The sequence below is a fragment of the Shewanella aestuarii genome, assembly GCF_014647215.1.
GTDB classification, from domain to species: Bacteria; Pseudomonadota; Gammaproteobacteria; order Enterobacterales; family Shewanellaceae; genus Shewanella; species Shewanella aestuarii.
This window is the reverse complement of record NZ_BMOT01000025.1, coordinates 1-666: the sequence shown is the minus strand read 5'-3', so window position 1 is coordinate 666 and position 666 is coordinate 1. Positions and strand designations below refer to the sequence as shown.

The window sequence follows — 666 nt, the reverse complement described above, 5'->3', positions numbered from 1 at the left end:
GGCACTGTTGCAAAGTTAGCGATGAGGCAGCCTTTTGTCTTATTCAAAGGCCTTACATTTCAAAAACTCTGCTTACCAGGCGCATTTCGCCCAGGGGATCACCATAATAAAATGCTGAGGCCTGGCCTTTGCGTAGTGCACGCATCACCTCAATACCTTTGATGGTGGCGTAAGCCGTCTTCATGGATTTAAATCCCAGCGTGGCGCCGATTATCCGTTTCAGTTTGCCATGATCGCATTCAATCACGTTGTTCCGGTACTTAATCTGTCGGTGTTCAACGTCAGACGGGCACCGGCCTTCGCGTTTGAGCAGAGCAAGCGCGCGACCATAGGCGGGCGCTTTATCCGTGTTGATGAATCGCGGGATCTGCCACTTCTTCACGTTGTTGAGGATTTTACCCAGAAACCGGTATGCAGCTTTGCTGTTACGACGGGAGGAGAGATAAAAATCGACAGTGCGGCCCCGGCTGTCGACGGCCCGGTACAGATACGCCCAGCGGCCATTGACCTTCACGTAGGTTTCATCCATGTGCCACGGGCAAAGATCGGAAGGGTTACGCCAGTACCAGCGCAGCCGTTTTTCCATTTCAGGCGCATAACGCTGAACCCAGCGGTAAATCGTGGAGTGATCGACATTCACTCCGCGTTCAGCCAGCATCTCCTGCA

Annotated in this window: 1 protein-coding gene; it reads right to left on the bottom strand. The window is 53.0% G+C overall.

Features of this window, described 5'->3' with window-relative positions; translation table 11 throughout:
• Nucleotides 1-52 precede the first annotated feature (52 nt).
• Nucleotides 53-666: IS6-like element IS26 family transposase (locus tag IEY03_RS17035; RefSeq protein ID WP_065189290.1), on the bottom strand; the 614-nt coding region annotated here is incomplete at its 5' end.